General features: G+C 63.4%; 27 protein-coding genes. All 27 read left to right on the top strand.

The window, feature by feature from the left end; genetic code table 11:
• Positions 1-37 precede the first annotated feature (37 nt).
• The 27 genes from FB600_RS33355 to FB600_RS33220 all read left to right on the top strand — a co-directional run bounded on the left by FB600_RS33355 (position 38) and on the right by FB600_RS33220 (position 24,944).
• On the top strand, positions 38-1,555 hold the full coding sequence (locus FB600_RS33355) for an amino acid ABC transporter permease/ATP-binding protein (protein ID WP_105829704.1): 1,518 nt from the start codon (positions 38-40) through the stop codon (positions 1,553-1,555).
• A gap of 53 nt (positions 1,556-1,608) precedes the next feature.
• A complete protein-coding gene (locus FB600_RS33350; protein ID WP_105829705.1) occupies positions 1,609-2,379 on the top strand; it encodes an aspartate/glutamate racemase family protein in 771 nt (256 codons plus the stop codon).
• Positions 2,380-2,382: 3 nt separating this feature from the next.
• On the top strand, positions 2,383-3,510 hold the full coding sequence (locus FB600_RS33345) for a M20 family metallopeptidase (RefSeq protein ID WP_105829706.1): 1,128 nt from the start codon (positions 2,383-2,385) through the stop codon (positions 3,508-3,510).
• A 47-nt stretch (positions 3,511-3,557) separates the two neighbouring features.
• A complete protein-coding gene (locus tag FB600_RS33340) occupies positions 3,558-4,436 on the top strand; it encodes a LysR substrate-binding domain-containing protein (protein WP_105829707.1) in 879 nt (292 codons plus the stop codon).
• A gap of 74 nt (positions 4,437-4,510) precedes the next feature.
• Complete coding sequence (locus tag FB600_RS33335) at positions 4,511-4,966, top strand: hypothetical protein (RefSeq protein WP_105829708.1); 456 nt, start codon at positions 4,511-4,513, stop codon at positions 4,964-4,966.
• 487 nt (positions 4,967-5,453) lie between these two features.
• Positions 5,454-5,744: a hypothetical protein gene (locus tag FB600_RS33330; protein WP_145758045.1), complete on the top strand. Its 291-nt coding sequence runs from the start codon at positions 5,454-5,456 to the stop codon at positions 5,742-5,744.
• Positions 5,745-6,167: 423 nt separating this feature from the next.
• Complete coding sequence (locus FB600_RS33325) at positions 6,168-6,692, top strand: lytic transglycosylase domain-containing protein (protein ID WP_244104350.1); 525 nt, start codon at positions 6,168-6,170, stop codon at positions 6,690-6,692.
• A gap of 581 nt (positions 6,693-7,273) precedes the next feature.
• On the top strand, positions 7,274-7,672 hold the full coding sequence (locus tag FB600_RS33315) for a hypothetical protein (protein ID WP_105829711.1): 399 nt from the start codon (positions 7,274-7,276) through the stop codon (positions 7,670-7,672).
• Positions 7,673-7,684: 12 nt separating this feature from the next.
• Positions 7,685-7,972 (top strand): type IV conjugative transfer system protein TraL, encoded by a 288-nt coding sequence (gene traL / locus FB600_RS33310; protein WP_105829712.1) that lies wholly within the window; start codon positions 7,685-7,687, stop codon positions 7,970-7,972.
• 4 nt (positions 7,973-7,976) lie between these two features.
• Entirely contained in the window at positions 7,977-8,588 is a 612-nt protein-coding gene (locus FB600_RS33305; RefSeq protein ID WP_105829713.1) for a type IV conjugative transfer system protein TraE, read from the top strand.
• The gene (locus FB600_RS33300) at positions 8,585-9,337 is read left to right on the top strand and encodes a type-F conjugative transfer system secretin TraK (RefSeq protein WP_105829714.1); all 753 of its coding nucleotides are present in this window, start codon (positions 8,585-8,587) and stop codon (positions 9,335-9,337) included. The genes FB600_RS33305 and FB600_RS33300 overlap by 4 nt, the downstream gene beginning before the upstream one ends.
• Positions 9,330-10,655, top strand: a complete 1,326-nt coding sequence (locus FB600_RS33295) for a TrbI/VirB10 family protein (protein ID WP_105829797.1) — start codon at positions 9,330-9,332, stop codon at positions 10,653-10,655. Before FB600_RS33300 ends, FB600_RS33295 begins: the two co-directional genes overlap by 8 nt.
• Complete coding sequence (locus tag FB600_RS33290; RefSeq protein WP_105829715.1) at positions 10,648-11,661, top strand: hypothetical protein; 1,014 nt, start codon at positions 10,648-10,650, stop codon at positions 11,659-11,661. Before FB600_RS33295 ends, FB600_RS33290 begins: the two co-directional genes overlap by 8 nt.
• 178 nt (positions 11,662-11,839) lie before the next feature.
• Complete coding sequence (locus tag FB600_RS33285; protein ID WP_105829716.1) at positions 11,840-12,733, top strand: DsbC family protein; 894 nt, start codon at positions 11,840-11,842, stop codon at positions 12,731-12,733.
• A 2-nt stretch (positions 12,734-12,735) separates the two neighbouring features.
• A complete protein-coding gene (gene traV, locus FB600_RS33280) occupies positions 12,736-13,413 on the top strand; it encodes a type IV conjugative transfer system lipoprotein TraV (protein WP_105829717.1) in 678 nt (225 codons plus the stop codon).
• 14 nt (positions 13,414-13,427) lie between these two features.
• On the top strand, positions 13,428-16,025 hold the full coding sequence (gene traC, locus FB600_RS33275) for a type IV secretion system protein TraC (protein WP_105829798.1): 2,598 nt from the start codon (positions 13,428-13,430) through the stop codon (positions 16,023-16,025).
• 2 nt (positions 16,026-16,027) lie between these two features.
• Positions 16,028-16,396, top strand: coding sequence for a TrbI F-type domain-containing protein (locus tag FB600_RS33270; RefSeq protein ID WP_105829718.1), 369 nt, complete (start codon positions 16,028-16,030; stop codon positions 16,394-16,396).
• Complete coding sequence (locus FB600_RS33265; RefSeq protein ID WP_098183346.1) at positions 16,393-16,902, top strand: S26 family signal peptidase; 510 nt, start codon at positions 16,393-16,395, stop codon at positions 16,900-16,902. Before FB600_RS33270 ends, FB600_RS33265 begins: the two co-directional genes overlap by 4 nt.
• Entirely contained in the window at positions 16,889-17,533 is a 645-nt protein-coding gene (gene traW, locus FB600_RS33260) for a type-F conjugative transfer system protein TraW (protein ID WP_036052618.1), read from the top strand. The genes FB600_RS33265 and traW overlap by 14 nt, the downstream gene beginning before the upstream one ends.
• A gap of 20 nt (positions 17,534-17,553) precedes the next feature.
• Complete coding sequence (locus FB600_RS33255) at positions 17,554-17,913, top strand: hypothetical protein (RefSeq protein WP_124084063.1); 360 nt, start codon at positions 17,554-17,556, stop codon at positions 17,911-17,913.
• Entirely contained in the window at positions 17,910-18,941 is a 1,032-nt protein-coding gene (gene traU / locus FB600_RS33250; protein ID WP_105829720.1) for a conjugal transfer pilus assembly protein TraU, read from the top strand. Before FB600_RS33255 ends, traU begins: the two co-directional genes overlap by 4 nt.
• Positions 18,938-19,726 carry a type-F conjugative transfer system pilin assembly protein TrbC gene (trbC, locus tag FB600_RS33245; RefSeq protein WP_105829721.1) on the top strand — a complete coding sequence of 263 codons (789 nt, stop codon included), beginning with the start codon at positions 18,938-18,940 and terminating at the stop codon, positions 19,724-19,726. Before traU ends, trbC begins: the two co-directional genes overlap by 4 nt.
• Positions 19,726-21,012 (top strand): hypothetical protein, encoded by a 1,287-nt coding sequence (locus FB600_RS33240; protein ID WP_105829722.1) that lies wholly within the window; start codon positions 19,726-19,728, stop codon positions 21,010-21,012. The genes trbC and FB600_RS33240 overlap by 1 nt, the downstream gene beginning before the upstream one ends.
• Positions 20,979-22,286, top strand: a complete 1,308-nt coding sequence (locus FB600_RS33235; RefSeq protein ID WP_226285240.1) for a conjugal transfer protein TraN — start codon at positions 20,979-20,981, stop codon at positions 22,284-22,286. Before FB600_RS33240 ends, FB600_RS33235 begins: the two co-directional genes overlap by 34 nt.
• A complete protein-coding gene (locus FB600_RS33230; protein WP_105829724.1) occupies positions 22,283-22,693 on the top strand; it encodes a hypothetical protein in 411 nt (136 codons plus the stop codon). Before FB600_RS33235 ends, FB600_RS33230 begins: the two co-directional genes overlap by 4 nt.
• A complete protein-coding gene (locus tag FB600_RS33225) occupies positions 22,690-23,499 on the top strand; it encodes a conjugal transfer protein TraF (protein ID WP_105829725.1) in 810 nt (269 codons plus the stop codon). Before FB600_RS33230 ends, FB600_RS33225 begins: the two co-directional genes overlap by 4 nt.
• Positions 23,499-24,944 carry a conjugal transfer protein TraH gene (locus FB600_RS33220; protein ID WP_105829726.1) on the top strand — a complete coding sequence of 482 codons (1,446 nt, stop codon included), beginning with the start codon at positions 23,499-23,501 and terminating at the stop codon, positions 24,942-24,944. The genes FB600_RS33225 and FB600_RS33220 overlap by 1 nt, the downstream gene beginning before the upstream one ends.
• Positions 24,945-24,946 lie beyond the last annotated feature (2 nt).

Genomic DNA, 24,946 nt, shown 5'->3' with positions numbered 1-24,946 from the left:
CCTCGAGCCTGGCGAACACGCGAGCCAGGAGCCCCCCATGACCGATATCGACTGGCACTATGTGCTGGGCCTGTTCGGCAATCTCGATTTCTGGCAGGCCGCCGGCACCGTCGTGACCCTCTCGGTCCTGACCTGGTGCATCAGCCTGATGCTGGGGCTGGCCCTGGCACTCGGCAAGCAGTCGCGGCTCGCGCCGCTGCGCGTGGCCGCGAGCACCTATGTCTGGTTCTTCCGCAGCCTGCCCCTGCTGGTCCTGCTGATCTTCGTCTACAACCTTCCGCAATTGCTGCCGGCCACCTCCGGCTTCCTATCGGATCCATTCCATGCTGGCCTGATCGCGCTGGTGGCCAACGAGTCGGCCTATATCGCGGAAATCCATCGCGGCGGCCTGCTCGGCGTGCCCAACGGACAGCATGAAGCCGGCCGTGCACTCGGCATCGGTTTCGTGGGCCGCTTGCGGCTGATCGTGCTGCCGCAGGCGTTTCGCATCGCGCTGCCGAGCCTGGCGAACGAATTCATCACCATCGTCAAGCTGACTTCCTTGGTTTCGGTGATTTCGCTCAGCGAGCTGCTGCTGGTCGGCCAGCGCCTCTATACGCAGAATTTCAAGGTGCTCGACACGCTGCTGGTGGTTGCCGCCTTCTATGTGGCGATCGTCACGGTGTTCAACGGCCTGAGCGCCGCGCTGGAGCGCCGGCTCGATGTCACGCGCCGGCCCCGGCAGGATACGTCGAGGGGAGAACCCGAGCCGCCGCGCCTGGCCAGGCCCGACATGCCGCCGCGCCGGGCGATCACGCCCGAAACGCCGGTGCTGGTCTCGATCGATGGCGTCTCGAAGCGGTTCGGCGAGCGGCAGGTACTGCACGACGTCTCGCTGCGGATCAGGCAGGGCGAAGTGGTATCGATCATCGGCCCGTCGGGCTCCGGCAAGACCACTCTGGCTCGCACCATCAACGCGCTGCAGGATATCGACGCGGGGACGATCCGCCTGGACGGTCGGGAATGGATCGGCGTGGACCAGGGCCGGCACCGCCTGGCACCGGACTTCCGCCGGCGCATTTCCGAGATCGGCATGCTGTTCCAGAGCTTCAACCTGTTCCCGCACCTGAGCGTGCTGCAGAACGTGACGCTGGCGCTGCGCTATCACCGCCACGCGCGCGGCGCCATGGCGATCGCGCAGGGCATGGCCGCGCTGCGCCGGGTCGGGATGCAGGCTCATGCCGGCAAGCATCCGCACCAGCTTTCCGGCGGCCAGCAGCAACGCGTTGCAATCGCGCGGGCGCTGGCAATGACGCCGCGCGTGATGCTGTTCGACGAACCGACCTCGGCGCTCGATCCCGAACTGGTCAACGAGGTGCTGCGGACCATCGAGGACCTGGCCGAGAGCGGCATGACGATGCTGATCATTACGCACGAGATGCGCTTCGCGCGCAGGATCTCGGACCGGATCGTGTTCATGGAGGACGGCCGGGTGGTCGCCGACGAATCGCCGAAAGCCCTGTACCAGAACGTGAACGCGCGCGTGTCCTCGTTCCTGCAGGAATCCACTCACTAGGCAGGCTGCGTCGCCCATGACGGGCAGCGGCTCGCCGAGCAACAGGCTTCTCCATGCATGCCATCGAACCCGTGATCCACGCCCCCGGCACCCCGCTCGGGGAGCCCTATGGCGCCGTTGCCCGCATCGGCCTGATCGTGCTGTCCACCGACCCTGTCATCGAACGCGACTTCCACCGCCTGGTGCCCGACGACGGCATCGGCGTATTCTCGACGCGCATCCACCTGGAAACGCCGAACAGCGACCGGACCTTCCTGGCGCTGGCCGACCGGCTGGAAGCCGCGGCTCGGCTGCTGATTCCGGATTCGCGGCTGGACGCCATCGTGTTCGGATGCACCTCGGCATCGACGCTGATCGGGCCGCGGCAGGTCGAGCAGCGCATCCGGCTCGGCCGTCCGGGCGTGGCCGTCACCAATCCGGCGACGGCCACGGTGGCCGCCCTGCGCGCGCTCAAGGCGCGGCGCGTCGCGTTGATCACGCCTTACACGGCGCAGATGACGCGTAATGTCGTGCGTTTCCTCGCCGAGGCCGACATCGAGCTGAGCTCGATACGGATTGCCGACCACGACACCGATCACGCGATCGGCTCGATCCCGGAGCACTTCTTCGTCGAGGCCGCTCAGGCCTCGCAACTCGCCGGCGCCAACGCCATCTTCATTTCCTGCACCGGCACTCGCGCCTTGAACGTAATCGAGGAGATCGAGGCGCAAACCGGCCTGCCAGTCGTCGTCAGCAACCAGGCCGCCTTTTGGCACGCGCTCCGGCTTGCCGGCCGCGAGGTGCCGATTCGCGGTTACGGGCGCTTGCTGTGCGATGTGGACTGACGCATGAATCCCGTTATCGAACTGACCCGCGCGCTGATCGCACAGGATACGAGCGATCCGCCCGGCAACGAAGCACGCGCGGCACGCGTGATTGTCGAGGTGCTGCGCGCCGGCGGCATCGAACCGCATGTCTACGAAGTGGCGCCGGGACGCACCAACCTGGTCGCGCGGATTCGCGGCGCCGGCCGACGGCCTGCGCTCGCCTTCTCCGCGCACTTCGACACGATCGGCGTGGACCCCGGACAATGGCGCTTCGATCCCTTCGCTGGCGAGATTCGGGATGGCCGCCTCCATGGCCGTGGCGCGACCGACATGAAGGGCGGCATGGCTGCGATGACCATCGCCGCGCTCGAATTGCAGCGTGATGCGGCGCGGCTCCAAGGGGATCTCCTGCTGACCTTCTCCGCCGCCGAGAATTCGGATTGCCTCGGCGCGCGGCGACTGCTTGCCGATGGCCACTTTGCCGGCGTCGGCGCGCTGCTGATTTCGGAGCCGACTGGCAATCGTGCCTTTGTCACCGAGAAAGGCGCGCTGTGGATCCGCGCCACCGCGCACGGCGAATACGGGCACAACGCATTCTCGGAGCACCGCGGCGGCGATCGAGGTAATGCCATCGTTCGCCTCGCCCGCTATCTAGACCAGGCCCACGACCTGCGCCTCGCGGCGCCCGCGCATCGACATGTCGGTGTGCCCACCATCAACGTCGGCACGATTCGCGGCGGCCTGTCGACGCCGCTGATCCCGGCCCAGGCTTCGGCCGACATCGACGTGCGGCTGGTGCCGGGACAATCGCCGGAATCGGTGATCGAAGCGTTTCGCGCGATCGCCGGTCCCCACATCGTGATCGAAGCGCTCGATCTCAAGCTGCCTGTCGATACACCTGACGAACACCCTTTCGTGGCGCAATGCGTCGAGGCCTGCCGTGCCGAAGGCGTGAGCGAACCGGGTCCGGCCGGTGTCGGCTATTACTCGGACGGCGCCGTTATCGCGCCCCCTCTCGACTTGCCGATGGTCATCATTGGCCCGGGCGAAGTCGGCGTAAGCGGCGCAGTTGACGAGTATGTCGACATATCCAAGCTCGAAACGTCGGTGCGCATCTTCGAGCGCATCGCGCGTGCTTACATCGGTTGATCTTCTGCAGACATTGGCTACCCTGATACTCTATCGAGCAATTTACGATGATCCTTCCACCACTCAACGCCTTGCGCGCTTTCGAAGCTACGGCTCGCCTGCAAAGCCTTTCCCGCGCGGGAGAAGAATTGCACGTTACTCATGTCGCAATAAGCGGGCAGATAAAAAAGTTGGAAGGCTGGTTCGGCCGGCGCTTATTCGAGCGTAGCGGCCGTGGAGCCCGCCTCACGCCCGCAGGCGAACAATTTCTCAAGGCTGTACGGCCGGCCCTGCTGTCCATATCGGCTTCATCGATGGCCATCAATGCCAATCAGAATCGAAATACTGTATCTGTCGCCTGTATCCCATCAATAGCGACCCGCTGGCTCATTCCCGCTCTGCCATCGTTTGCAGCCCTATATCCCGACGTCTCGATTGAAATTTCCTACGCTAGCGCGTTCGATCAGTTCGACTCGGAGCGACACGATGTGTTGATCACTCACCAGGCTAAGCCGACCGATGAATACGAGTTCTCCCTCGTGTTTTCACGCGTCAACAAGCCAGTAGCTAGCCCGTCGTATCTTAAAAACAGCCGCTGTGACGACCGGCTCAATGGAGCAGTGCTGCTTCATGATGAGGTTGTCTCTGCGTGGGAGGACTGGTTCGAGTGCGCGGGTTATCGTCCCGAGGGATTGTCGCACGGACCTGTATACCAGGATTTCAATTTCCTCGCGTCAGCGATGACGGCCGGACATGGCGTTGCCCTTTGTCCAGTTGATGTGTTTCGAAGGGAGATCGCGAGCGGAGACCTAGTGGTTCTCTCGGAAATTTACAATCGAGACGATCAGGGATACTACGCAATTTGGGGTAGAGACAGTAGTACATCAACCAGGGCATTTGGCGAGTGGTTTGTTACGATTTGTTCAATAAGGAATCCTGAAGAGTAAGTGGATGTGTCGCATGCAAAAAATTGAGACATCGATCCATTAGAAAGTGAAGATTCAGAAGGAACATTATTGGCATGAAAGAGATACCGATAACTCCGCAATTGCGGTACGTCGATGGCAATCTGTTGTTTCGGGAGGAACTCATCCTGAGCTGGTTGTCGACACCTCGGCCTGATTACGTAGGGCTTTCCATCCACCTGCAGACTATCGTCGAACAAATAGAGGAGGCCACATCTCAAACAGAGAGATGCGTCGCTGTTCTGAAAACGAGATTGCCAGCTGCGCGCGACGAGGGGGGCGATTCATCGCGGGTACAACACGCACTCGATTTGGTGACGACTTATTCTTTCGCAGCGCGCCAGATTGCAGTTGAATCGGCTCTCCGGACCGAATACTTCAAAAGCATGATTGCGATAGTAGACCACGAAGCCAGCCGATCGTTCGCCGCGTCCTGTGCGATGGTGGCCGCGACCTCGTTGAGTCAGGTCCTCATGTATCGAGATCGCGTTTCAGAACTGTCCAAAATCTAATCGGCAGAGACAGTATTTTTTACCTGCAAGGATCAGTGAAGCCTGCCCTCGCGTAGAGCGAAGGGAAAGGCTAGGTGTGCGTAAGTATTTCTAACTCAATTTTTTTGCGATAAGCCAGTCTGTCTTGATTTGAAAACCAATCGTTCATGCCAGGTGTTAGAAAAACTCACATCGGTGTTGGAAAAGGCGACTTTTACATTTCTAAACTCGGCCGTAACATCGTGGACACTCTGCGGAGAGTTGGATGGTTTGAGCTTCCGACCACTCCATCAGCGGATGTGTGTCGGCAAAAGTTACCGAAATCGAAACGTATCAGGGTGTTGGTGACGAAAGTGCAACGAGAGGCCGAACCACCGGTGCAGAGCGACAATTGTTGACAGTCTGACGGCGTATAGGTACGATCAAAATTCGAAATCCCGTTTCCCGGAAATCGAAAATTGGGAAAATGAGCTTGCGAGGATCTGCGCATCGTTGGAGAAAGGCTGTTTTGACCAAAAGAAAGGCCAAAACAGCTATGGGTATCACGGTGGCGGAGCTGCGCCGGAACGACGCAAACGAAGCATATGATGTGAAGATCTTCCTGGGTCCGTTGAAAAGCTGGCAGATGAGCTTGCTGATGGAGTCAGGGAAGTTGGTCGACGTGGAAACGAAGCGCTCGACCCCGAAGACATGGCGGCACTTCGAGGATGCGATTCTCTTTGCACTTGAAAATTGTGGTGCAAAGAAGGGGTTTATCGTAGAAATCGACAACATCGTTCTACGACAAGAGCATAAGTAAATCGATCGATTTGGGTGTTGACGCACCCAAATCGATCTGACCACAAGCAGCATAGCTGGCTAAAGCTGAGAGAGACCACTCGTGGCTACAGACATTGTACGTCAATCCTCTGGGCTTGACGAATTAGGCGCGACCCTGTTTAACCTGAGCGCGTTACGGAGAGTAACGCGTCGTTCGGGCCAACAGGCAGTGGGCGCACGCACATATTTCCGGTCTTCAATATTGGCTTTCCGCGCCACGCGGGTCGTTGCGCGCTCGATCTCTCCTTTCCGTTCGGAAACAAACCTCTTATTCGATACAACGCTTTTCCGGTGCGAGCCTCTCTCACTCGTGCCCCGCCTGCGTAGCAACTCTCTCAGTGCCTCGACCGCAGGTGGACTCGTAGCGTATCGGGTCGACCAGGTACGCTACTTTTTTTATTCGATGCGTCCGGCCGCGCTATTCGGCCTGTTTCGCTACATCGCCCTGGCGGCTGTCGCCGCAATCACGACGATCGCCGCCTCGCCGGCCAGTGCCGACGTTTGTACCGGCAACGTGTTCACCGAGGCGGCCGCTCTCTATCAGCTGGATCCCGATCTGCTGCGCGCCATCACCTGGGTGGAGTCGCACGGCCAGCCGGGCGCAGTCGGCCCGCGTCTGGCGGACGGACATCGTGCCTGGGGCGCTGCACAGATCAACGATGTTCACCTCCCCGAGCTCGTCAGCTACGGCGTGACTCAGCGCGACCTACTCAATCCCTGCATCAATCTGCGCCTGAGCGCGTGGGTCCTCGCGAACTGCATTCGCGCCAAGGGCCCCACGTGGGCCGCTGTCGGCTGCTATAACACAGGCCCCGGCTCGCGCAACACGGCCGCTCAAGCGCGATACGTTCGGCTGGTGCAGCACGCCTACGCTGGCTACCGCGCTCAATCCGCCGCGGCGCTCCACGATGGTCGGGGGCAGAAATGATGTGTCTTCGCCTCCCGCTTACCGCCCTCGCCATCCTCGCTGGTCTCATCGCCCAATCCGCCTTCGCATCGACGCGCCTGCCCGACTACGGCGTCACCGAAATCGGCAACCCGGGTTCTGGGCGCTACGTCTTTTGCACCGAAACCACCTGCCCCGAACCGACGATCAAGCACATCGCGGCGCCACCGGCGGCGGTCGTTCCCCCCAGTCTCCCCATTACCGCTACTCCAAGCTTCGAAAGCCATCCCCTCCTGGCGTCGACGGCGCCCACTGTCAAGCCGCGGCATTCGCATCGCGCGCGGGCTCGGCATGGGCGTCATGTCCGCCCTGCAACCAGTTCGGTGCAGTGCATGGGCGCTTGTGACGGCGCGATCAAGGGCAAGCCCTTGCCGCGTCGCTAACCCTCGAAGCTGACCAAATTCGCCACTCGCCCAAGGAGGATTACAAGAAGTAAGGACTACGAAGTAGACGTTGAAGTGTTCGTTTTAACCACTCTCCCCCGAACCGTGCCCGTGCCGCCCGTAACGGCGCGGGCACAACTCCTGGCCGGATAGGCCAGCTACTAACCGCGTGAGGACCAGATGAATACCGTTGGAACCACTCCGCTCGAGATGCTGGAGATTCGCATCGCGAGCAACCTCCTGGCGCTCGAGGAACGCGTCAAGGCAGTGCTGCAGAAAAAGGACGTGCGAGACACCCTGCACGCCGTCTTCGGCGTGTTGATCATGTTCGCATTGTTGACGGTCGCTCGTTATGCCTTCGGGACCGATGGCGCGGAATTCGCGCAAGCCGACACCACGATGGAAGGCTGGGCAAAGGGCCATCCTGGCAAGACTGTCGTTCTCGGCGGCCTGCTCTGGGGCACCGCGCAAGCCATCTTCAAAAAAGACTACGCGGCGTTCGTGATGCCATCCGGCATCGGGATCCTCGCGGGCGTCATCGTCGGCATCATCGACAACAGCTACACCGCGACGATCTGAACGGGGGCGGCGATGTTGGATGATCTCAGTCACTACATTCCAAGCCGGCTCGACGACCCGGAGAAGTTTTTGTTTTTCCGCAAGGACGTCGCGGGCATCGGGTTGGGCGGCACGATTGTCGGCGTGGTGCTCGGCTATACCCTCCTCGGCCTACTCGTGGGCGTCGCGCTGGCTGCGGGCTGGCAGAAATTCAGCTCGGGCCAGCATCCCGGCATGGCCACACACGTCGTGTACTGGGTGTTGGGGGTGATTGGGCTGAAGAAGCTGCCCCCTTCGGACATTCGCGAATTGAACGGGTGACCCGATGAATCCGACAAACGCCGCCCAATCCCGCGATGCCCTGCGCGCCGAGAACCGTTTCCTGAAGAAGCTGTTGCTGGGCAATGGTACCGCCAGCGTCGTCCTGGCGCTCACCTGCGCGTGGCTGGTGGTCACGCAGCGCGTCGTGATCATGCCGCCAGCGGTGCGAGGCACGTACGTCATCGGCGCGCGATATGCCAACGATCAGTATCTGGCAGATCAGGCGACCTATGTGCTCTCGCTCGCCAAGAACGTGACGCCCAGCACCGTCGACAACAACGTGCGCATCCTCCTCTCCATGGTGGACGACGACCGCCGTGCGGCCCTCAAGACCGAATGGGATGCTGACGCGCTGCAGATCAAGCACGACGGCGTAACCGACGTGTTCGAGCCGATCGGTGCTGGCGAGGTCGACTTCCGCAACAAGTCGGTGAAGGTCACCGGCGCCCTGACCACGTACATCTCCGGCAAGCGCACGAGCTCGGAGCAAAAGACCTTCGAGGTCTATTTCGGTATCACCCTCTTCGGCCGCCTGGTGCTGCTCGACATTCGAGAAGCACCCCGCGGCAAGCAAGGCATCGAGCCGCTGATTCCCACGGAGTCCCCCGCATCATGAAACTGCCCTTCGAACGACGTTGGTCGGCCGGGCGCGTCGCCCGTTCGCCGCTCCCGCGCCTTGCAGCGGCGGCCGCGCTGCTCTGGTTCGCGGGCAGCGCACAGGCGATCCAGGTGGTCAAAGGCGCCGATCGCCAACCTCAGCAGGTTTCCATTTCCGCCGCCGAATACAACCTCCTGTCGATGTCGGGCGGCCGCAAGTTCTCCCAGATCGTGCCCGCCGTGCCGGGTTCTGTCTCGTGGACCAAGGACGGCGGCAAGCTGTGGCTCATCCCGGCGAACCCGACCGCGCTGAACGAATCGATCACCGTGTTCGTGACCGATGATGCCGGCACCACGTATCGGCTGATCCTCGTGCCGGGGCCGCGCCCGGCGGAGGATGTTCGGATAGAGCCGCCGGCTGCGAACGCCACGCAAACACTGCGCGCATCGGCATTCCAGCGGCGCGTCAAGCTGCTGATGTTGGCGATGGCCGGTGGCCAGGGCGCGCCGCAGCTCTCCTATACCTCCGTCGACACCGTCGTGCCGCTGTGGAAGGAAGCAGTGCTGACGCTCGTGCGTCAATACAGCGACGGCGATTTCGTCGGCGAGACCTATACCCTGTCGAACACGTCCCACGCCGACATGGCCATCGACGAGCGTGAACTGTACGCGCCTGGCGTCCTGGCCATCGCGCTCGAGAACGCCAACCTACCAGCAGGTGCCAGCACCATCGTCTATGTCGTCCGCGAGCGAGGCGACCATGAATGACGTCAACCAGGCGACCAAGAAGCGCCAACGCGCTGTGACGATGGTGGCGTTCGGCGTGCTGATCGTATTGCTCGCCGTCGGATTCTTCTTCACCCAGGGCGGCCCTACGGCCCGCCAGTCGACCGTCAAGCTTCCGTTCACCAGCCTGGGAGATCAGAACGACAAGAACGCATGGCGCGCCCATTCGGAGGCGCAGTTGGCCGTCATGACCCGGGATATCGCGGACGCGAAGAGTGGAAACGCCGACGCGCTGTCGCAGTTGAAGGCCCTGAAGGACGGCCAGGCCGATCTTGCGAAGCGAATCGACGCGATGAAGAACGCGCCCGCGAGCGCGCCAGTGGCGTCATCGGCCGCGTCTGCCGACCGCGCCCTGCTCGACAAGCCTATCCCACTGAACGGCGCGCCGGCGAAACAAGGCGCGATCCTGAATCCGCCGTTCGGCCAGACCGGCAAAGCCGGAGCCGCCGCCACGGTGGCGCCGCCGCCGAGGCTGGACATCATCAATTTCGACACGCCGAGCGCAGGCGACACCGGCTGCGTCGACCCCCGCTTCTCGTCGCAGCCGGTGGATCAAGCTAAGGCGGCGCAGCAGGAGTGCCTCAACAACAAGGGAAAGAAGGGCGTGACCTTCATCCCTGCTACGTCGTTCGTGCGCGTGTTCATGCTGAATGGTGTTGACGCGCCGACGGGTGGCGAAGCGCAGCACGATCCCCTGCCGGTGTTCCTGCAGGTGCTGGATGCCGCGAATCTCCCAAACAGCCGCAAGCTCGACATCATCGAGTGCCGGATCTTGACCCAGGTGTATGGAGACGTGTCCAGCGAGCGCAGCCATATGCGTGGCGAAACCTTGGATTGCATTCTCCGCAACGGTCGAACGATCGAAATGCCGATCAAGGGCAGCGTCATCGGCGAGGACGGCAAGGAAGGTGTGCGCGGTCGGCTCGTCTCCAAGGCTGGATCCGCTCTCGCTATGTCGGTGTTTGCCGGCATCTCGTCCGGGATCGGGCAGGCCTTCAACCAGTCGGCTAGCACGCTGAATACGACGGCATTGGGCGCGACCTCGATCATCAATCCGAGTCAGATTGGCCGTGCCGCGATCGGCGGCGGCATTAGTGGTGGCGCCGACTCCCTCAAGCAGTACTACATCCGTGCAGCTGAGAAGCTTTTCCCGGTCATTGAAACAGACGGGGGGCGCGTGGTCGAGTTCGCGGTCACGAAGGGGGCCGAATACAACGGCGCCCTCTCCGATGTCAGCGACATCAACGACAGCCTCGCCAACGATCGCCGTGCAACCGATGGAGCCTACTCCGATGAATGACGATGCGAAGAACAGGATGGTCGCAGCTTTTGAAGCCGCGATGCAGCGGTGCGCAGACGAAGCAGACAGAGAGGCCTCGTTTGTGCGTGGCGAAGACGGCGACTATCAACAGGTTGAAATGCGCAGGGCATTCGCCGGCTGGCTCGGCGCAAGCTCTCTGGTTGCCCAGCAGATCCTGGGCTTTGCGCGCACTGCAAAGGATCGATTCGGCGGCAATGCCGCATTCCAGTCGGGCTTTATGCAGTTCCTCGAGCATGCCGCCCAGCTGCTCGATGTGACCAGCGACAGTCCGAGCGTACCGCAGCCCGATGCGCGGAAAGAAATCGATGCGGCTGCGTTTGATGACGCAGCGCTGGACGGATTCAATCGAGCGATGAAGACGAAGATGGCGATGGCCCGAGCCGCCGGCCGAGCCGGATGGTGGAGCGCTCCCGCCAGCGAGCTGTCGACTGCGCTGCACGCGCATGCTGGCAAGGGCGATCCGCTCGACGTCGGCGTTCTCGCGATGATGCATTGGTACCTAAACGTGGCGATCGCTCCGGTGGCGGAAGCCGTCGACCAGGCTGTCGCCTCCGGTGAGCTCACCACGGTCTCCAGCGATCGCCATATTGCCGGGCAGCTCGAGATCAAGATGCCGGCGTCGACCATCCGCGTCTCCGGCTTTCCTAACGAGCTGACACGCCGGTGTAAGCCACTGCTCTGGGAGCAGGTGGAGGTCGTGATCCGGGCTGCTCGGCCCGCCCGCCCGGCGCCCGAGGCAGCGGTGTGTGGGCCGTCTGGTTCTGCCGCCAGCACCGAATGGCTTACCGCCGGGCGGGCCGCGTTCCAGATTGGTGTCGAGCTAGAGACCGTGCGTGCGTGGGCTGACGCCAATGAGGTCGAGCACCGGGACGACAACGGGACGCTCATGGTCGCGTGCCGGTCGGTCCTGGCGCGGTCGCACCGACTTTGGCGTGAGCAGTCGTCCGACCAGGGGATGAACCTGCGGGCAAGGGTAAAGGCATGAGTCAGGCATCCCATCCGGATTCTGTACCGACGCCGGCTCCTGGCGATAGGCGCCAGTTTGGCAACGTTTTCGTGGGCGGTGCGGTCGGCGCAGGCAAGGCGGCGCTGACCCGCGACCTCATTTCCGCTTTCAGACAAGCGGCAGGCGACTCCGCCTCTTCTTCTTTCCAGGACGGCTCATGATCAAGGTGATCCTCTCCGGGCTGCTCGTCGCGCTGCTCGCCAGTGCGTGCGCTTTGCCCGAGTCTCAACACGGTTCGTCGGCGACCGTTGCGCCGAGCTCGACGCCGGCCGCGCGCACCGTTGCGCCGGCCGCCACCGGGGCCATGCCGGTCGATCCTGCGGATCCGAACCTGGATCCGGGCGTCGCCGCCCTCAAGGCATCGCTGCATGCGCGTTATCCGGCAACCCAGTTCCGTGAGGTGGCCGCCACCCCGTCGGCCGGCATCTACGAGGTCGTGATGGGCAACAAGGTCGCGTACACCGACGTGACCGGCCGCTATTTCCTCTTCGGTCACCTGTTTGACATGGTGACCCAGCAAGACCTGACCGTCCCGCTCGAACAAGCCCTGCAAAAGGTGCACTTCCCGGCCGACCGGCTGCAGGACGCGTTTGTCGAGGTGCACGGCAACGGGCGCCGCAAGCTCGCCATCTTCGACGATCCGGACTGCCCTTACTGCCTCGTGTTGGAGTCCGACCTGGCCAAGCTCAAGGACGTGACGATCTATCGGTTCATGTACCCGCTGGAGTCGATTCACCCCCGCGCGCGCGCCCATGCGATTGCCATCTGGTGCGCCGAGGACCGCCTGGGCGCCTGGCGGGCCTGGATGCCGCTCGCTCTGTCGCGCTGGATGCGTGACCAAGGCGCGTCGCCAGCGGCAACTAGCGGCGTCCCAGCGCCGAGTCGCACCGAGCCGAAGTTGGTCTCGTGTGCGAACCCGATCGACGCGAACGAGGCGCTCGCCGCGAGCCTCGGCATCGCCGGCACCCCGGCGCTGGTGAGCGAGGACGGGCGCGTGATGCCGGGCGCGGCCAGCGCCGAGGCGATCGACCAATGGCTGGGAGCGAAGTAACCATGATGAGTCGCACCATTTTCGTGGCGTCCACCGCCCTCCTCTCGTTGACCGCATGCAGTTTCAGCGGATACGACGCCAGTTCCTCGTTCGCTTGCAAGGCGCCCGAAGGCGTTCTCTGCAACAGCATGTCGGGCATCTACGCCAACGCGATGGCCCACAACCTGCCGGAGCAGCGCGTCCATACTGGCTCGGGCGCGACCACGAATGTGACGCTCGGCAGCTACGCGAAGGACGTCGACGCTGGGCACAGCACATCGGGCGCGCCGCGCGGCACGCTGGCCGCGGCCGGCGCCGCTCCCATGGGCATTCTCCCGCGCGCGCTCGACAGCGGCGCGCCGGTGCGCACGGCTTCCCGCGAGATGCGGATCTGGTTCGCGCCCTGGCAAGACGCGGATGCGGACCTCCATGACCAGGAATACGTCTACCTGATCGTGGATTCCGGCCACTGGTCGATCGCGCACAACCAAGAGCGCATCCGCGCCGCTTTCCGGCCCGTGATGCCGCCGATCGCGGTAGCTGCGCCGGCTGGCAGCGATGGCAAGGCGTCCAACACGGGGGCCAGCGCGGACTCCCTGCCCTCTGCGGCGTCCAATGCCGATCGCGTCATGCAAGGCATCCTCACGCCGGGCGGCGCCGTCGATCGTGCTGCGATGATGCCCGGCATCGCCGATCGTTGATTGCGGAGCCGGCCATGACGACCTTGCAAACCTGGTTGGACGACGCGAAGAAGTTCGCCCGGACGGCACTCGCCGAGGCCATCCTGGGCACGGAGGATGATCTTGGCCCGCCGGCGCCGACGGCCGCACAGCAGCGCCTCGTCGAGACGGTTGGGCTCCACCAGCTGCTGCCCTACGACCAGTACGACGAGACGACCGGGCTCTACTACAACACGGACTCGGTGGGGTTTGTGCTCGCCGTCGCACCGCAGACTGGCGCCGACTCGCAGTTGGCGGCGAACCTGCTCGGTCTTTACGACTCGGTCCCGGCCGGCTGTGGCGTTCAGTGGATGCTGCTGGCTGATCCCATCGTCGAAGAGACGCTGAACGCTTACGTCGATCTGCGCGAACAGCATGCCAATACCGGACGCGTGCCGCTGTTCTACCTTGAGCAGGCCAAGCGCCGCATTACGTCCGTCCGCTCGAAGCTCGGCAAGCCGCTGTTCCCGGGCCAGAACTACACGATCACGGAAAAGCGGCTGATGTTGTCGATCGTGCGCAAGGGATCGTTCGACGACGTGAAGCTGCGCGAGGAGTTTCAGAACTTACGGGAGGTGGTGATCGCCACCCTGCGCGCCGCGAGTCTCGCGAGCCGAACCGCCGAGCCAAACGATCTCATCCGCTTTCTCTGGCCGATCCTGAATCCGGAGTCGTTCTTCGGCAACGGTGCCGACATCCTCGAGCAGACGTATAGCGACGATCGACCCATCCGTGACCAGCTCACGGCCTTCGGTCACCACGCACGGGTTCGCGCGAAGCAACTGCTGTTCGGCGTGCCGCCCGAGGAGCCAGGCGAAGATGACGAGCGCGTCGCCGTGCGTAGCTTTGGGGTTCAGAAGTATCCGGAGCACAAAGAACTCTGGGAGATGAACAACATCATCGGCTCGCTGTTCAACGATGTCCATCAATACCCCTGTCCCTATCTGATTACCTGTGGCGTGATGATTGTGGATCAGACCGCCATGGAGACGCGCGCCGCAATCCGCGGTGCCCGAGCGACGCAGAACGCGGGATCCAAGATCGCTCAGATGCAGCCGGAGCTCGCGCTACAGAACCGTGATTGGAAGGCCGTCAACATGCAGCTGCAGATGGGCGGCTCGATGTGCGAGATGTATCACACGTTGACGCTCTTCGCCCCGCCGAAGCAGATGGGGCGATGCGTCGCAGCGGCCGAGGGCATTTGGCGGTCCGAGCGCTTCAGCAAACTGTTCCCGATGTTGACGCAGCAGCTCACGACGTTCCTCGCGGCCATGCCGATGATGCTCACGAGCGACCTGCGCGACGACCTCAAGAAATTTCGCCTGATCACGACCAAGACAACCGTCAATGCGACGGACATGGCACCGGTACTCGGGGAATGGGGTGGCACCGACGGGCGAGCCAGCCTGTTGTTCTTCGGCCGGCGGGGTACGCCTACCTTAGTCGATCCCTATGCCAGCTCGACCAATTACAACGGTTTTGTCGACGGGACGTCGGGCGCCGGTAAATCGGTTCTGATGAACGACATCATCTCCGCCTACCGGTCAGTCGGCGGGATCATCCGAATTTGCGATGTCGGCTACTCCTACGAGAAGCAGATCGACATGGCTGGCGGTCAGTACATCGACTTCAAGCCGGGTTCGGGGATCGTCATCAACGCATTCTCAACGGCGGGTCTGGATGCCGAGAACGGGATCGACAGCGAGGTCAAATTCATCCGGCCGATTATCGCGCGGATGGTGTCGCCTAATGCGCCGATCGAGCCATTCGAGGGCGCACTGCTAGACATTGCTGTTCGTCAGGTCTGGAATGACTATGGGCAGGAAGGTAGCCCCACGCGCGTCCGCGCGGCTCTCATGGCGTTGAAGGATCAGAACGAGCTACCTGAGCGGGTTGCCTACGAGCTTGCAGTTCGCCTTGAGCCTTTTTGTGAGGGCGGCGTCTACGGTCGGTACGTGAATGGCAAGACCAACGTGCGCCTCGACAACGAAGTCGTCGGACTTGAACTCGAGCACCTCAATAGCGATCCCCAGCTGCGTACCGTGATCTTGCTCGGCTTCACCAATCAGGTGACCAACGAGATGTATCGCTTCGACCGCTCTCGGCCGAAGTTGTTCTTGACCGACGAGGGGTGGCAAATCGTCGGTGACGACCAGGAGACGGCCGACTTCATGGAAGAGGGCTATCGCCGCGCTCGCAAGTACGAGGGCAGCTTCTTCTTCGCGACGCAGGGGATCGATGACGCCGGTATGAACAAGGCAACGCAGGCGGCATTCGGCAATTCCGCTTGGAAGTATCACCTCATGCAGAGCAAGGACACGATTAACAAGATCTCGAGCGGCGAGGTGATGAATCTGTCTCCCGGTCTCAAACGCATGCTCTTGTCGCTGGCGCCCGTGCCCGGGCGATACAGCGAGTTCGTTCTCGTTGATCCGAACGGCGGCACGCACCTGCTTCGCCACATTCCCGACGAATTCACCCTGGCCATGGCGACGACCAAGGGGCCTGCCTTCGAGTTCATGGAGCGACTTCGCGCCGGCGGCATGTCCACCGAGGACGCGATTCGCGCCTTCATTGAATCCAAACGGAACTGATCATGCGCCACGACCTCGTATTGACCGGCATCATTTCCGTGGGCACTTCGCTCGTGCTCGGCGGCATCCTCGGCCTGGCCTGGACAAGCCATCACCAAACTGCCCCTGTTGTCGTCGTCGACGTGCAGAAGCTCATCAGCGACGAGCAAGAAGCCCTGCTGAAGACCTTCAACAACGGCGACCCGGTCCACATGACCGACGACGCGAAGAACAAGGCGACCCAGCATGCCGGTGACTATGCCAAGCGCCTGTCGGCCGCGCTGGATCAGCTCGGTGCCGAGTGCGGCTGCGTGGTGGTGAACAAGGCCGCCGTGCTGGCCGGCGCGGCGCCGGACCTGACCGACCAGGTGTCGCGGGGGATTGCGAAGTGATCGTCCTCGTCGCCTACGCCACGCGGCTCGCGCGCTATCGCCGGTTCGTCCGGTCGATGCTCGCGTTGTCGCTCGCGGCCGCGATCGCCTGGAGCCTCACGCCTTGGTATGGGCTGACGTTCAACATGTCGACGAGCCTCCCGGGGACGCTGTACTTCATCCGTAAGCGCGCATTCCAGCCGACCGTCGGCGACACGATCGCGTTCCGTTGGCATGGCGGCGCCACCTATCCAGCTGGCCTCACGTTCATCAAGCACGTCGCAGGCGTCCCTGGCGATGTCGTTCGTGTCGTCGGGCGAGAGGTGTGGGTCAATCAGACCTATATCGGCTACGCCAAACCCCTTTCGTTGGCGGGCCTGCCGCTGTTTCCGACCGCTCCTGGCGTGATACCGCCTGGGCACTACTTCGTAGCCACGCCCAACCCTAACAGCCTCGATTCGCGCTATGCGATCGCCGGCACCGTGCCCCAATCCGCCATTGTCGGGGAGGCCTATGAAATTTTCTAAGCGCCACATTGTGTTCGGCCTGGTCGCGTTTGTGGTCGCAGTGGCCGGGGCTCACGCCGAGGACCTGGGCGTGGTCGGGCCGACCTATCCGATCGCTGAGCACGACGCGATCGCCATGCTCAAGCACCGCCTGCTTGAGATGCAGGCCAACGGCGGCCTCGCCGCGATCGAGGCGCGGGCGCGCCAGCGCGCTCTGCGTGACATCAAGGACCTGCCAGCCGTGCCCGGCCTGTCCACCGTCACCGAATACGCGAGCCGGCTGATCGATCCGACCGTGACCTACGCCAAGCCCATCACGAACGACGAAGGCGCCGTGATCGTCCCTGCCGGTACGCGGATCAACCCGCTCGACGTCGTGACGCTGCACGAGCGCCTGGTCTTTTTCGACGGTCGCGATCCGGCGCAGGTGAAAGCAGTTCAAGCGCTGGCCGACCGCGACGGAACTGCGGTCAAACCGATTCTCACGGGCGGCTCCTGGTTCGATCTGACGAAGTCGTGGAAGCGCCAGGTGTTTTTCGATCAGCAGGGGCGGCTCACGCAGCGATTTGGCATCACCCGCGTGCCCGCCGTGATCAGCCAGCAAGGCAACCAGCTGCTGCTCGAGGAAGAGCCGGCAGCGCAGCTGCGATGACCCCCAGGGAGAAAACAAGCATGACCGAATTCGATCACATTGACTTGACCGCGAAGGTGCAACTTGGGGGCGCCACTGAGGGCGTCGACGATGAGGCGCTGGCACATGAGCCGACGACGCTCAGGCAGCGCGTCACGGACCACGCAGTGGCAATGACCATTGCACTGGGTTGTCTCGTTCTGGGGCTGGTACTTATCGTGGCGCCCTTCGTTGCGTTGTACTACTTTCTCAAGTCTGTCGGCCTCGACGGCGCGGCTAACTCGCTTGTGAACGCGGGTGCGCTTGCGATCGTTATGACTGTGTCGATTGCGTGCCTGGCGGCGCCGTGTTTCATGCTCGCGAGGTTGGTGCAGGCGTTCCAAGGCGACGATCGATCATGAGTCCGGTCGCTATGCTCCGCCGCTGGTCCCTTGCGCTTGCCGTGTTGATGGGCCTGGTCAGCTTCTCGGCGCCGGCCGACGCCGGCCAGTGCGTTGGCCGCTTCGCCAATCCAATCACCGACATCTGTTGGGAATGCGCGTTTCCGATGGCCATCGGCAGCGTGACGTTCCTCAGCCAAGGCCAAGACGACACCACCAACCCGGGCGGGTTCCTCTGCTTCTGCAATGGCACGTTCGGCGTCAAGTTCAGCTTCTGGGAGCCGATCCGGCGCGTGGACGTCACGCGCTCGCCCTACTGTTTCGTGTCCCTCGGCGGGATCTCACTGGATCCGGGCATCCGCGCGCCGGAGGGTGAGGTGCGGGAACAGAAGGACGACACCAAGCAGAGCTTCTACCAGGTTCACTGGTACACCGACCCCGTCATGTACTACACCGAGATCCTGCTCGACGATCCCTGCATGGAGACCGGCAGCTTCGACGTGGCCTACATGACCGAGGTCGATCCGACCTGGAGCGACGACGACCTGACCGCCCTCCTCGAGCCGGAGACGTATCTGTTCGGCAGCCCGATCGCACAAGCGGCGTGCGCCGGCGACTGCGTCCTCTCGAGCCTTGGCTTCGGCAGCAACCTGTTGTTCTGGTGCGCCGGCTGCAACGGCTCGATCTATCCGTTCAATGGCCACGTCCAGGCCCACGTGTCGGCCATCCAGGCGTCCTCACTGCTGGTTGAGCGCATGACAGCAAAGCTGCATCGAGAAGGCCTGATGTGGGGCACGACGGGCGACGATGCCATGTGCGGCTACTACCTGCAGCCGGTGATGGACAAGACCCAATACAAGTACACGATGCTCTATCCGGTCGCCCAGACCGACAAGATCAATGGCCAGTGCTGCCAGCCTTACGGGCGCAGCTCCGCCCTGTGGGGTGCCGGGAAGATGATTCCCTACACCGGCGAGGACTTCGCCTACGAGATCTTCCGCAAGCGCAACTGCTGCATGGGCGCCAATCTCGGAGATCTGCCCCAATGAACCGGCTTTCCCTTTCCATGGCCGCGGCGGGCCTGATCCTGCTTGGCGCCTTTCCCGCCGTCGGACAGACCGTCTCGAGCGATGCGCTCGCGCGCGAGCAGCAGCAGATCAACGCGTCGCGCCAGGCGACCTTCGACGCTGCCGCGAGCGGCGCCGACCGCTTCCGAGGGGCATTCCCGGCCTCCGGTACGATCGATGCGGAGATGCGGCGCATCCAGGGCGATCGCGACCGTCAGATGGGCCAGGCGGCCGCGAAGGCGGCGCACGACGGCAATGCCTTCCCCAATCTGCCCACGCCGGCGCCAGGCGCGGCGAGTGCGGATCCGCTTGCGGTAGCCAAGCGCTATGAGAGCCGGACGCAGCGCCGTGTGACCGACTCGTTCGTGGCGTTCGCCAGCTTCTCCATGCCGGCCGCCTCGCTGGTTCGCCTGGTCAAGACAATGAACCAGGCCGGCGGCACCGTGGTGATGCGAGGCTTCAAGGACGACTCCCTGAAGGCCACCGCGGCTGAAATGCAGCGGCTTGGCATCGCCTCCGGCGGCATCGTCGTGAATCCCAAGGCGTTCACCCAGTATCGCGTCGCCCGCGTGCCGGCCTTCGTGGTCACCCAAGGCGGCGACGCTAGCAACCAGGTCGACAGCAGCGGGTGCGCCCTGCCGTCTTCTTACGTCTCGATCTCGGGTGACGTGACGCCTGCCTACGCCCTGCGCCAGATCGTCGATCACAGCCCATCTTACGCCGGTATCGCAGGCCGCTACCTGCGCGCCCTGGGGGACGTCGAGTGATGCCTACGACGTCGACACTGCGCCGTTTCGCGCCGCTCGCGATCGCCACAGCTCTTGCGGCGGTCGGCGTCCGCGCGCTGGCGGACGGCCCGTCCACGACATCCGCATTCGGCGAAGGCCAGTCGTTCGGGACCACCGGCATGAACGCCGCCCACGGCAGCATTTCCGGCGGTGGCGCGAACGTGCCGAACTACACGAACCAGGACGACCAGTTGACGCCGCTGTATGGCGGCGGCCAGGGCGCGCTCGGCCCGGCCGGGACGGGCAAGGAAGCCGATTGCTCGACGCAGCCGGCCAATCCCAGCGCCTACTGGCAGCAGGAATGCGACGCAGTGAATTATCTGGCCAAGAAGCCGCCGAACCGTCTGCCTATCACGGCGAGCGACCCGATCGTCACCGGCAGCACCGGGACGATCAATAACCCGGGCACGACCACCAGCACCCAGGACTGCCATAACGTGACGTCGACCGTGCCGGCCACCTACAAGAAGGAGACCTGCGAGCAGGCGGTGGGCACGCAGACCTATACCTGCAACCGCATCAACGATCCGGTCTGTACCGAGCCGTACCAAGGCTGCGCCGCCGGCGGCGTCGTCGAGGGCAGCTTCAACGGCGGATTTGCGTCGCGTCTCGCGTCCAACTCCGCATTGTGGAATTTCGGCGCCGACACCGGCTATCACGACAACACGGGGTATACCGGCTTCACCGTCTCGAGCTCGATGAGCTTCACCGTCCAGAACCTCGGGCAGATCGGCACGGCCGTCATCAGCCAGATCACGGCGAGCAACACCTTGCGCAGCGTCGACGTCAATGGCGTGACGGTCTATTCGGACGCCCCGGACGGCGGCCGCGTGCTGCAGTGTGGCCAGGCGCAGTTGCCGCCGAATTCGGACGGCACCCCCGGCAGCCTCTCGGCTGGCAATCTGGCGGCGCCGCTCGCCGGCGCGGTATTCAACAGCGGCCCCACGGGCAACGGCATTCGGAGCGTCTGCTCGGATAAAACCGCGTTCACGGCCGACGGCGGCCTCACCGAATATCGGGCGTTCTTCCGGTTTGGCACCCACTACGAGGGCAACCCGTCCACCATCTCGCCGAACACCGACATACGCCAGTACCTGCACGAGGGCGTCAACACCGTCGAGATCCAGGCGGCGATCGGGGGCTACGGGTTCGACGGCGGCGGCGACGCGCGCGTCCAGCTGACGCTGAACCAGATCTGCACGGCAACCTGCACGCCGAACTGGATCGACCAGTGCACCTCTTTCGAGCAGCGGGCGGCGCAATGATGGCTCGCGCCCTTTCTCACCTCGCGCGCGCTCTCCAGGGCGTCGGCCTGGCCGTCGCCCTGCTCGCCGCGCCGGCGGCCGAGGCGGTGCCGACCTGCCAGCTGACGGGATCCACCTGCGTCGAGCCGGCGGCGACCCGCGTGATCAACGGGATCTCGGTCTACCAGGATTGCTGGAACTACCAGGATACGTATGAATGCCAGGCGGCGTCGGCCGTCAACGACTGTACGCCGCTGCAGCAGCAAGGGTGCGGCCTGGTCGACCAGCAGTGCGTGTCGTACAACGATGCGTCGCCGGGCAGCTGCGACACGATGCAATACACCTACCAGTGTCTGGATACGCCTGCGCACACCACAACGGTCACGCAATGCACCAACACGATGTGCGCGCCGGGCGCCGGCTGCTTCTCCTCGAGCAGCAGCCCGGATGGGGCGCTCGGCCAGGTCGTGAGTGGACTCGAGACCGGCCGAGAGGCCGGTGCCTACGGCGTGGACGGCGCTGGCAACGTCAACATCTTCAAGGGCTACGACAGCAGCTGCTCGATCAAGGTGCTGGGCGGCGTCGAGATCAAGAGCTGCTGCACGAGCAATGGCGGCGGCGGAGCGTACACCAACAACGCAATCTCCGGCGCGGCGGTCAGCGCTGGGCTTTCGGTTGCCGGCAGCGCGGCCAAGCAGGGTATCGCCCTCGGGTCGAAGTACGTCTATGACCAGTTGTACCAGACGGTCGACAGCACGCTGGTGAATTCCGGCCTTCGCCAGATGGGCTCGTGGGCCACGAGCGTGCTCGACAAGCCAGGGACGTTCGGCGTCTATGGCTTTCAGTTCTCGTTTTCGCTGTCCAACGGCTTTCAATTCGTCGAGTTCAATCCGACGATTTTCGCTGCCGAAATTGCCGCCCAGCTGATCCAAATGTGGCTTGCCTGTAGCCAGGACGAGCAGGTCCTGAGCCTCAAGCGCGGTCAGAACCTGTGCGTCCAATACAACCAAGGCTGCTCCAAGCGCGTGCTCGGCGTGTGCGTCGAGGAGAAGAAGAGCTACTGCTGCTTCAACTCCCTGATCGCGAAGATCGTCAATCAGCAGGGCAAGGCCCAGCTCGGCATCCCGTTCGCCGGTTGCGGCGGGTTCACCGCTGACCAGCTGCAGCAGATCGATTTCTCGAAGATCGACTTCACCGAGTTCGTTAATTCCATTCAGTCCAAGGCGGTCGACCAGGACGCGATCCTGCAGCGCGTGCAGCAGGCGATCAGCAGTGGCAAGGGGGTATCCCAATGAAACGGCTTCTCTTCCACGTCGCCGCCGTGGCATTGCTGGCGGCCGCACCCACAGCCCGCGCCAGCAGCTATGACGACTTCAGCGCCGTGCTGGTCGACGCGATCGATCACGGCACCTCGTTTGGTGCCCTGCGCGGCCCTGTTGCCCATTCGCTGACCGAGAAGCTGCACGCCAATGGCCCGGTTTACGTCACCGCACGCCCGATCGGCGACCTGCCGCGCGCCGGTTGCAAGCGGCTGGATGTGCTGTTTGACATCCGTGGGGTGCAGACCGATGCCGGGGAAACCAGCGGCCGGCTGGACCTGAAGATGAATTACTGCCGAGATGGCGTGCCGCCGATCGGCCTTAACGAGAGTCGCGCCGGTGTCGCCGGCCCGGCCTCGAGAGACGGGAGGGTACAGCAATGACACGGCTGCAATATGCCCGCCTCGCAATCGTAAGCACGATCGTGGTCGGGACCATCATGTCGTCGGCCGCGGATGCCGCTGGGGGCGATTATCCGTCCGCCTGGCAATGCGACGGCCAGGCGAAATTCAACTGGTATTGCGACGACGAGAAGCCGGCGGCGCCGGCAGCGGCGAGCGCGCCGAAGCTGGAAGACACCGACGACTTTGACAAGATCAAGTCGGCCGACGAGATGCGCGAGATGTTGAAGCACCGGCTCGACGTCGCGACCATGGATCCGTCGCCGGAGCACCTGCGCGCCTATATGAAGCTCTCGATGTACATCCAACAGAAGAGTGCAACTTTCGCTGACATTTGGCAGCGGCAGCGTTGGCAGAACCCGAGCCTCGATTACTCCCTCAAGCGCCCGACCAACAACGTGGCGGTGCATACCTATGACCAGGTCCGAGACTCGGACCAGGATGCCCAGCTGCGCGGGCTTGCTGAGAAGCATGGCTTGATTTTCTTCTTCCGCTCGGACTGCCCGTACTGCCATGCGATGGCGCCCACGATCCAGCTGCTCGCCCAGCGCTACGGCATCGACGTGCTGCCAGTCTCGCTCGACGGCCGCGGCATCCCGGGATTCCCGAGCCCAACGCCGGACCAGGGACAGGCTGCGACCTGGGGCGTCCAGCAGGTGCCGGCGCTCTTCATCGCGTCGAAAGAGACCGGCGACCACGCCATGATCGGTTCCGGAACGCTGTCCCTCCAAGACATCATCGATCGCATCTTCGTCCTGACGGCCTCGAAGCCCGGGGAGCTCTTCTAATGAAACCGACCCGCTGGATTGCCGCAGCCGTCGCCGCCATCATGATCGTCGCCCCCGCTTGCGCGCAGGCGATGTCGATGCAGCAGGTGTTCGACTCGATCAACGCGATGGGCAACGTCTCGAGCCCGCGCGCGCTCCAGGGCGAGACGATGGACATGTACAGCGGCGGCAGCGTGTTCATGCGCACGCCCCACAAGACCTACCAGCTCGCCAGCGTTACCGCCCCGGATTGGGGTGCTGGCTGCGGCGGCATCGACCTATTCGCCGGCGGCTTCAGCTTCATCAACAAGGAGCAGTTCGTCGCCCTGCTGCGCAACATTGGCTCCAATGCGCTGGGCTATGCATTCAAGCTGGCGCTGCAGAACCTCTGCCCGACCTGCGACAACGTCATGCAATCGCTGCAGACGATCGCGCGCGATGTCAATCGCATGAACATCGACTCGTGCCAGGCCGCCGAGGGCATCGTCAATGCCGTGACGCCCGTTGCTTGGAAAAAGGAGCAGACCAACCTGGCCGACACGCTCGGGCCGTTCACGAACCTGTATTCGGACATGACCGACGCCTGGACGAACACGGGCAACAGCGCCGCCCAGGCTGCGCAGACGATCAACACGGCCACCGCGTCGAATGCGAACCTGGCGGCCAAGCAGCCCTACGGCAACGTGACCTGGCAGGCGCTGCAGCAGCTGCCCGACCTGAGCGACTCCGACCGGGAATTTCTCATGTCGCTCGTCGGCACCGTCATTTTCCCAGACCCGTCGGATTCCGGCGGCAGCGAAGTCAACCCAGTATTCCTGCCACGCATCGGCAGCCTGTCGGTGCAGGAGCTCGTCGGCAACGATCCGTCGTCCGACACGGGCGGCACGATCCAGGTGTACGTCTGCGACGAGACGTCGAAGTGCCTGAACGCCTCGGTGCAGGAGATCGGCTACACCACCTTCCGCACGCTCGTCCAGCAGAAGCTCCAGGTGATCACCAACGCGATCGCGTCGCGCTCGGCGATCCCTAACCCGGACGACACGTTTCGGTTCCTCAGCATGACCGACCTGCCGGTCTACAAGATGATCGCGATCGGCACGCGGTTGAACAATTCGGCCCTGGCTGACCAGCTGCTGAGCACCTACCAGTCTCTGATCGCGGCCAAGTATGCCGAGGCCTATATCCACGGCTCGGCCGAGGATCTGCGCCGCGCGATCGCCCGTTACAGCACGGTGAAGTCGAGTACCTCCCTGCTCGACCAGGCGACGAAGCTCAACGGCAACATCGACACGGTCGAAGCCGAGGCACGCAGCGTCGTGATGCAGGCCTTCAGCCAGACGTCGAACGCATGGGCGCTGGTCGAGCAGCTTCAGTCGATCGAGCGTGCCGTGCATGCCAACGTCTCGGCCTCGCTGCGCAGCTCGCTCGCGTTCGGCCAAACCCTGACGTCGGGGGGCACCCAATGAAC

It is taken from the genome of Burkholderia sp. SJZ089, assembly GCF_007828315.1.
GTDB classification, from domain to species: Bacteria; Pseudomonadota; Gammaproteobacteria; order Burkholderiales; family Burkholderiaceae; genus Burkholderia; species Burkholderia gladioli.
The sequence above is the reverse complement of the archived record's forward strand: the minus strand, read 5'-3'. Positions and strand labels throughout refer to the sequence as shown.